8 protein-coding genes and 1 other annotated feature (1 of these 9 running past the window's edge) are annotated in these 8714 nt (G+C 48.1%); of the genes, 3 read left to right on the forward strand and 5 right to left on the reverse strand.

The features are described from left to right. Nucleotides 1-71, reverse strand: a binding site (T-box leader) (it extends 206 nt beyond the left edge of the window). 76 nt (nucleotides 72-147) lie between these two features. From HF638_RS07565 to HF638_RS07585, 5 genes are all read right to left on the reverse strand, one after another. Continuing rightward, complete coding sequence (locus HF638_RS07565; protein ID WP_169479634.1) at nucleotides 148-993, reverse strand: class I SAM-dependent methyltransferase; 846 nt, start codon at nucleotides 991-993, stop codon at nucleotides 148-150. A gap of 73 nt (nucleotides 994-1066) precedes the next feature. Beyond that, entirely contained in the window at nucleotides 1067-1939 is an 873-nt protein-coding gene (gene galU, locus HF638_RS07570; protein ID WP_169479635.1) for a UTP--glucose-1-phosphate uridylyltransferase GalU, read from the reverse strand. Nucleotides 1940-1956: 17 nt separating this feature from the next. After that, the gene (locus tag HF638_RS07575) at nucleotides 1957-2352 is read right to left on the reverse strand and encodes a GtrA family protein (RefSeq protein ID WP_169479636.1); all 396 of its coding nucleotides are present in this window, start codon (nucleotides 2350-2352) and stop codon (nucleotides 1957-1959) included. Further along, nucleotides 2345-3331: a glycosyltransferase family 2 protein gene (locus HF638_RS07580; RefSeq protein ID WP_169479637.1), complete on the reverse strand. Its 987-nt coding sequence runs from the start codon at nucleotides 3329-3331 to the stop codon at nucleotides 2345-2347. Before HF638_RS07580 ends, HF638_RS07575 begins: the two co-directional genes overlap by 8 nt. A 55-nt stretch (nucleotides 3332-3386) precedes the next feature. Next, entirely contained in the window at nucleotides 3387-5558 is a 2172-nt protein-coding gene (locus HF638_RS07585) for an ArnT family glycosyltransferase (RefSeq protein WP_169479638.1), read from the reverse strand. Between the two features lie 204 nt (nucleotides 5559-5762). Between HF638_RS07585 and HF638_RS07590 the strand changes: the two genes are divergently transcribed. The 3 genes from HF638_RS07590 to HF638_RS07600 all read left to right on the forward strand — a co-directional run bounded on the left by HF638_RS07590 (nucleotide 5763) and on the right by HF638_RS07600 (nucleotide 8709). Next, the gene (locus tag HF638_RS07590; protein WP_062834175.1) at nucleotides 5763-6446 is read left to right on the forward strand and encodes a response regulator transcription factor; all 684 of its coding nucleotides are present in this window, start codon (nucleotides 5763-5765) and stop codon (nucleotides 6444-6446) included. Then, complete coding sequence (locus HF638_RS07595) at nucleotides 6446-7963, forward strand: sensor histidine kinase (protein ID WP_169479639.1); 1518 nt, start codon at nucleotides 6446-6448, stop codon at nucleotides 7961-7963. Before HF638_RS07590 ends, HF638_RS07595 begins: the two co-directional genes overlap by 1 nt. Before the next feature lie 428 nt (nucleotides 7964-8391). Beyond that, complete coding sequence (locus HF638_RS07600) at nucleotides 8392-8709, forward strand: transposase (protein ID WP_169479640.1); 318 nt, start codon at nucleotides 8392-8394, stop codon at nucleotides 8707-8709. The last annotated feature ends 5 nt before the right edge of the window (nucleotides 8710-8714 follow it).

Genomic DNA, 8714 nt, shown 5'->3' on the forward strand with positions numbered 1-8714 from the left:
ACTCCTTTTCAGCTGCCGGAGCTCTCTTTGAAAGAATGATTTTTATCTACTCGTCTCTTCATCGCATTTGATATTGCGATTATAATATCAAAATTACCATCGTGAAGTAAACACATTTTTTAAAATTTGCTGCAAATGGCTATTTCTTTACTGCTTTTTAGCAACAATCGCATATGTTCCCAGTGGACTCCCAGGCCCCGAGACATGATGTGTCCTAAGTAATTTCAGTTCGGAAAGAAGAAGTGTTTTCACTTTGTCCGGGATCGGAAGCATTTGCAGTTCCACAGGCGCTTCTGCCAGTGTCATTTCGGTTTCCCAGCGACCGTCCTGCAGCTCGGGAGAATGGATCGAAGTCTCTTCCTTAATCGTCCAGCCCGCCGCAGAGACAAGCTCTTGGATATCCAACGGTGTAAAGAGCGTGCGCACATTGGAGAAGCTGTTCTCCTTGTAACATTCGACCTGGGATTGAATTAGAACGGATAACCAATGTGAGAGCTGGCTCACATCTGTAACTCGTGCATCCCATTCGGCGAAACATAACTGATGTCCCCACGTCCTAACCTTGCTAAGAATCTGGGCGAGTTCGTCAAACGATTTCAAGTACCAAGAACAATGGGAAAGTACGATAACATCAAACTCATTCTCGGCGAATTGAACCTGATCACTTAGAATATCGAAATCATAATCCATTCGAATTCGGTCACCCAGCGGAGATTTCCGAAGCTTGGTTGCCGCTTCGCCTACTGTCAGCGGTGCACCATAATCCTCTGGTGCAATATCTACACCATGAACGTAACCACTCTCCCCTACCAGATGTGCAAGCACGGCCGTTGTATCTCCCTGACCACATCCGATTTCCAGAACGCGGCTACCTTCCTGTATTCCCCAAAAGAGTCCCAGTTTCATCCGATGCTCGGTCTGGATGTACTGAATGGCGGCGTTGTCCTCCACGTCCATATACTTAATAAGGTCCCTGATGATAGATTCATTCATGATTCCTCACTCCTCAAAGAGCAACTTGAACTTCTTGCTCATTGTAGCGTTACAGGAAGCTACATATCAATCCCTATGCCCACTGGGTTGCAAGCTTCTGAAGATAAGGTGTCAGCATGGGCTGTAATTCCTTGCGCATCAGTCCGATCTCCAAGATCGCCTGAATATATCCGAACTGATCACCAATATCGTAGCGACGCCCCTCCAGTTCAAGGGCCAACAGTTCCTCCGTCTGACTTACTTCTTTCAAAGCGTCCGTTAACTGATATTCCCCTCCAGCCCCTCTCTCGATCTGATTCAGAATGGGAAAGATGGAAGGTTTCAGAATGTATCGTCCCATTACAGCTGTTCGGGATGGCGCTTCTGCAAGAGAAGGTTTTTCGACCAGATTGGTGACCCGGTGAACCCGGTCCTCTGCCCCATTCGAATCAATAATGCCATATTTGCTCACATTTGCCGCGTCTACCTGACGGACACCGATGATCTGGTTGCCTGTCTTTTCATAGAGATGCACCATCTGTGCAAGTGCAGGCGGATCAGACACCATAATGTCATCTCCGAGCAGTACAGCGAAAGCATCATCCCCTACAAATTGCCGTGCACATCCAATGGCATGCCCCAGTCCAAGCGGTTCCTTTTGACGAATAAAATGAATATTTGCCATCTCGCTGATGGCCTGCACCTCTTCCAATAAGGACTGTTTGCCCTTGGCATATAAAGAATGTTCAAGTTCAACCGATTTATCAAAATGATCCTCTATGGATTTTTTGTTGCGTCCGGTCACAATGAGGATATTCTCAATGCCTGACTGCACCGCTTCTTCAACCATGTATTGGATGGCCGGTTTGTCCACAATCGGTAACATCTCTTTTGGCTGTGCTTTTGTCGCTGGCAGGAAACGGGTTCCGAGACCCGCTGCCGGAATAACTGCTTTTTTAATTCGCATCTCATCATACACTCCTTTCATTTGGTAGCTAAACGAAACACCCAATATCTGCTGGCCATATAGTTCAGAACCATTCCCATCAAGGTTGCCAGGATCTTGCTCATCACAAGACTCCAACCCAGCACATCGTGTAATGTCATCAGAATGAGGGCGGATAACGCGAGAACGACGAGGTTGGTGATTAGAAAACGAATAAGTTTCGCTCTATCGCCACCCCCTCGTGCCGCATCTCGAAAAGTCCACCTCCCGTTCAGCCAATAACTGTTCGCAACACCACAGCTGTACGAGATTACCTGGGCAATCAGAACCGGTACACCGATCACTGCAAGCAAAGCAAACATCACTGCATCCACTGCCGTATTCGCGACACCCACAATTCCGAACTTGAAGAGTGTGACCAGACGATTAGTCATGGTGAGCAACTCGGGCTGTCAATCGGGATTGAGCTTGCTGGCCCTCGGCCTGAACCACATCTCTCACAATGTATAGCGGACGCGCTTTGGTCTCATCATAGATTCGGCCAACATACTCGCCCAGAATGCCCAGCATGATCAGGATGAATCCGTTAAACATTAGCATGATACTCACAATGGAGGGCCACCCCTTAATCGTTGAATCCGTAAAGATCGCCGAACCAATCACCATTAGCATATAGATGAACCCGCCTACCGACAGGATCGCACCTACATAACCTGCGAGCTTGAGCGGTTTATGTGAAAATGAAGTAATGCCATCCAGGCTCAGCTTCAGCATGCGTTTCAGCGGATATTTCGTTTCACCCGCCAGACGTTCATAACGTTCGTATTCAATGGCAGTCTGACGGAATCCAACCCAACTGACCAGCCCGCGCACGAACCGGTTTTTCTCCGGAAGACGTTTCATCTCATCACATACTTTGCGGTCAATCAGGCGAAAATCTCCGGTGTCCACCGGAATATCCGTATCCGTCGACGCACGCAGTACACGGTAGAACAGGCTTGCCGACCATTTCTTGAAGCGGGTTTCCCCACTTCGTCTGGTGCGACGGGCATACACCACTTCATAGCCCTCTTTCCATTTCGCGATCATATCCAGTATCAGTTCGGGAGGGTCCTGAAGATCCGCATCAATAATAATGACCGCATCCCCCGCTGCATAATCCATCCCCGCTGTTATCGCAATCTGATGACCGAAGTTACGGGCAAAATCAATCAGTTTCACACTCTCGTCCCAACGGGCGTAGTCACGGATCATCTGTGCACTTCGATCCATGCTGCCATCATTGACGAACAGTAATTCATAGCTCTCTCCTGTGCTGCCCATGACCTTCTTCAGACGTCGATAGGTCTCCTCGATCACCGCTTCTTCGTTATACATGGGAATAATAATGCTGTATCGGTACGTGTGAGCCATGTTCGTCCCCTCCCTTTTCCAATGGACTTCGTTCGTTCGAAATTTTGATTTCAGTTTACAATTTCACTTCATACAAGGTGGTCTGTCCGCCGAATCCGAATCCGGCTCTGTTCCCCGCGCCACCGCTATCCGTAGATCCGCTGTCGGTACCTGTTTGCCATTCTGAGGTTGGAATCTCCGTTCCATGTTCTTTGATCCAATCACTAATGTCCGAGTTTCCGCCTCGGCCACCCATGCCACCAACCATGAAGTACTTCACTTGACCACTCTTGACGAGTTGTTCCAGTTGCTCCGTTGTGTACACCGGGTCTGACCCGGAGAAACCTCCCAGCGTAATTACCGATGCTTTCTCGTCGATAATATAAGGTGCTGCCTGATTATAGTCTGTTGTCGCGAAGAGATAGGTTTCGCCTGTATTGTGCTCTTTCAGATAATTCAGTGTAGCTATATCGACTTCTTCGTTACGGTTGCCCATTCCGCCGCGTCCACCCGTTGAAGGCATTTCTGTTCCTTCTGCACCGTTACCCATCGTCATGCCCATTCCTGCTCCACCAAACATGCTATTGGAACCAGTAGGTCCTGCTGCAGGAATCATACTGTTACCACCATAAGTAATTGGGGTGAATGCCCAATAGATTGGACCAATCAGCATGACCACGAATCCTGCGACAATGAAGCCCTGTTTCCAACGATGTGTACGACGCAGCATAACGACCAGGATGACCGTGACCAGAATGCCTGCGATTAATTCACTAATGGACCAGCCTACACCAATCGTATCGTTATACACCTGCATGATGTACCAGCCGAACAAGGTCGTTAGCAGCACGGACACCGGAAGCAACCAGGCCTGCCAGCCAATTCGTTCACGATATAACTTCCACATAGCTACATATCCTGCGCCAGTCAGCGCCGCAATTGGAGGTGCAAGCATAATCAGATAATATTGATGGAAGAAACCTGCCACACTGAAAAAGGCAGCAACAGGAAGCAGCCAGGCCAGCCAAAATAAAGCCTCCTTGTGCTTGTTCGTAATATTTCTCCGTCTTAACCCTGCAAATATGGCAATGCATCCAAGCAATACAACTGGCAGAAGCCAGCTGGCTTGACCTGACAGTTCAGTCTGGAACAGACGCAGAGGACCTTTCTCCCCCGTACCAAACATTCCTCCCATGCCTCCTCCACCATTGCTACCGAAATTTCTTCCGTTTGGCATTTCCATATCATTCGGGAAATTGCCATTCGGCCCATTCATACCGCCCATGGCATTCATGCCGTTCGAACCATTCATACTATCGTTATCCGGTGCATTGACACCTTGCCCCGTGCCAGGGGCACCACTACCCGTCTGATTAGGAGCAGAAGTCGAATCCCCTCGATTGCCACGATTATTGCCCTGTCCAGCAGCGTTCGGCATCCCTGCGTTACCTGATGTGTTCTGCTGACCCGTTAGACGGGACAGGCCATTGTATCCAAATGCCAGTTCCATGACAGAGTTTGTTTCACTGCTACCGATATAAGGCCGCTCGTCTTCGGGTATAGAATCCACAGTGACCGCCCAGGATAAGGAAACCACCGCCAGAACCGCCGTGCTGCCAATCAGCAGGATGATCTTCCTTCTCCACTTCGCCTGAAATGCGAGCAGATAGAACAAGTAAAACGCCGGCAGAATCATGTAGGCTTGAAGCATTTTCATATTAAAGGCTAAGCCTATTAATCCAAAGGCAACCAGAATACGCCAAGCACTGCCTTGTTTGCTACCTTTGAACAAAAACCACGAACCCAACAACAGCGTAAACACCAGCATGCTATCAATATTGTTGGTCCGACTGACTGCGGCCACAACAGGCACAGTCGCCAATGTCAGTGCGGAGATTCGTGCTGCTGCAAGACCATATGTAGGTTTCACCATGAAATAGATCAGGAGCACCGAACCGATTCCCGCTAATACTTGAGGCAAAATAACGCTCCATCCGTGCAATCCGAATACATAGGCAAAGGCCGTCTGGATCCAGAAGACAACAGGTGGTTTGTCAACAGTTACCGAGCCTGCCGAGTCGAGTGATGCATAGTAAAAGTTATGGAAGTTGCTGAGCATACTGCCGACGGCGGTCGTATAATAGGAATTGGCATATTGATCGTTCCAGATACCGTACCCATTCAGAAATGCCGCCAGTAATACAATCGGTAGAAGGACAAGATCCATCCTTCTTTTGGTGTTATTCAATGTTAATCACTCCTTATTAGTTCTTCATGTCTAGTATTGTGACATGCCAAAATAAAGCTGGGATGAGTGCCCGCTGAATGTTGTCTGAGGATAATTCACAATCCTTTCAGCTAAATTTCAGTTTGGCAAGCGATAATACTACATACAGTCCCTCCGAAGTGAGGGAGAAATCTAGATGGATCAAGCAAGGAGAGAACGTACATTATGAAGCTTAGCAGCGGAATTAAAATACTATTAGCTGATGATGAACCACACATTTTGCAATTTCTGGAGCTTGGATTAAGTAATGAAGGCTTCGATGTGCGTACAGCACCCGATGGAGCAGCTGCACTTGAGTTGGCGCTTGAATTCAGACCACATATGGCTATTCTGGATGTCATGATGCCAGAGATGGATGGTTTCGAAGTGGTCGAGCGTCTGCGTAAGACCGGAGCCCAGGTTGGCGTGATTATGCTGACAGCGAAGGACGAAGTCGAGAATCGGGTTAAAGGCTTGTGGCTAGGTGCTGACGATTACATGATCAAGCCCTTTGCCTTCGACGAGCTGCTCGCCCGGATTCAGGCCAGACTACGTAATCAATTTCCTTTATTAATAGGAGCCGTCACTCATGGCCCATTCCGAATTGATGATCAGCGCAAAGAAATCACCTATCAGGATCAGGTCCTGGAGTTATCTCCTACCGAATACGAACTGTTAAAATTTATTGTGCTTAATCATGGGATTGTACTCAGCAAAGCGACCATTCTGAGCCGTGTGTGGGGGTATGATTTTGGCGGGGAAGAAAATATTGTAGAGGTATACGTCCGCTCCTTGCGTGACAAACTCGGGGATAAAGAGCATAGACTCATTCGCACACTTCGGGGTGTCGGGTACAGGGTAGATCTCTGATGAATTCGCTGCCTAAGAAAAATAAACTTCGTTTAGGACGTCTTCAGCAATGGATTTGGCCGCGTTCCCTGCGTTCGCAATTGCTCTCACGTTCTCTGTTCGTGCTTGCCGGGCTGTTATTGTTAATCGGTATTCTGCAATTCTGGATCATGGAAAGTTTTCTCTACCGGAATCAGGCAAAAACCATGGAAGAACAGCTCATGTCCATGCCCCCGGTTTGGCTCGGAATCCAGTCACGTAGCAGCTCTTCCAACAACCCTTTCGGTGGACAGGCAGGTAACGGGTCTGGCAATCGGGTATTGTTTATTCCTGACCGTTCACTTGCTCTGTTTGATAACCAAGGTACGTTCGAGGATGTTTTTGGGGAAGACGGTCTGAACGCCCCTCATCTCTCAACCGCTGAATATCAGGACATTACAAATGAGTTAAAAGAACAAAAACATATTCCCTACCGGATCGTAACGGATAGCCAAGGGAAGGAGCAATTGATTGTCTTCGCCTCACCAGGTCCGCGCAATCGCGGCTTACCGATGGTCCAGATGGGTACGGCTACGAAACCACTGAGAGATCTGATTATTAAACAACTTCTGATCTTCATCATGTTATCGCTGTTAGCCATGGTAGCCGGTCTTATTCTGTACACCAAGGTATTACGCCGGACGCTCGTTCCCCTGTCTAACATGGTGAATAAAGTACAGCAGATCGATGCAGGAAGTCTCGCAGATCGCCTTCCCGTCGTTCAGGGACAAGAAGAAGTGGACCAGCTCGCACTTTCATTCAATGGCATGCTTGAGAGGCTCGAGAACTCGTTTGAAGCGGAGCGGGAATCGAAAGATCAGATGCAGCGTTTCTTGTCCGATGCTTCTCATGAGCTGCGTACCCCTCTGACCTCCATTCATGGATTTATTGAAGTTTTACAGCGGGGTGCAGCCACCAATCAAGATAAATTGTATAAAGCACTGGACAGCATGCACGGCGAATCTGTACGAATTAACAAGCTGGTTGAAGATTTGTTGTTACTAACCAAGCTGGATCAAGCTCCAAAGCAGGAACAGGAAGTAATTCAGCTGGACAGTCTGTTACTCGAAATGCAACCACAACTGACCATGATGGCTCAGCGGAGGTCCATTCATCTCGACCTGACGGCTGCGGTCCATGTTCTGGCTGATCCTTATAAGCTGAAGCAGGTTGTGCTGAATCTGTTCCATAATGCGGTGCAGCACACCGATCCAGAGCATGGGGCCATCTCCATAACGTTATATGCCACGCACCATAAGGCTGAATTTTCCGTAAAGGATAACGGCACGGGCATTGAACCTGAACATCTGCCCCATATCTTTGAGCGATTTTACCGCACAAGCAGTTCTCGTTCGCGAAAACAAGGGGGCGCAGGTCTCGGTCTCGCCATTACCCGCTCGATTGTGGAGTCTTATGGTGGGAAGATTACGGTACGAAGTCAGTTAGGCTTGGGAACGGATTTTATGATTTTGATGCCGCTGTATAAGGCTGATGTCTAAGTTGAGCGTCGGCTCCTAGTTGGCTATAAGCAGCTCTACGTAAGATCTACTTGATCATTTCGCAAGATATAGGCAAGCTCTCCAAATGCTGCTTTTCTTCCATCTTCATTCCGCCTTTTCATTGCATGACGAAACCCCCTCTCATTTCGGTTGAGAAATGAGAGGGGGATTATTTTTTGCATCCGATTAGTAGAGCGATAGCCCAATTGGTTCAGGCTTTCAGGCTAACAAATCTGAGACGTCTTATTCAAGGACTTGGAGCGTCCGCAGAGATCTAATGAACCTGAGCCCCGTTATATGAGAATAAACAGCCGTTTACTGCGTTTTTCTCAGGGGATTTCGGGAAATAGCGTGTCTAGTGGAGCTAGAATAAAAAGTGGACACCCGTTAACGGACGGAAGGATAATGAGACTAACGGAGGTGTCCACATGGGAGAACAGCGGCAACGATATAACGAAGAATTCAAGAAACAAACGGTCAAATTCATTCAAGAGCAGACGAAGACACTTGGAGATTTGGCAGAAGAACTCAACATTCCAAAAAGTACGTTGCACCAATGGATGAGTAAGTACCGCGAACTAAAAAATGAGCCTGTTGCCAGTGTAGATCGAGTGAAGGAACTGGAAGCAGAACTCCAAGAGATGCGCCGGTTGCTTCAAGAGAAAGAGCACACGCTTGCGGATACACAAGAAGAACTGGCGATTGTAAAAAAAGCAGTGCACATCTTCAGCAAACCAAAGAGCTAAGATTT

Source organism: Paenibacillus sp. SZ31 (genome assembly GCF_012912005.1).
GTDB lineage: Bacteria > Bacillota > Bacilli > Paenibacillales > Paenibacillaceae > Paenibacillus.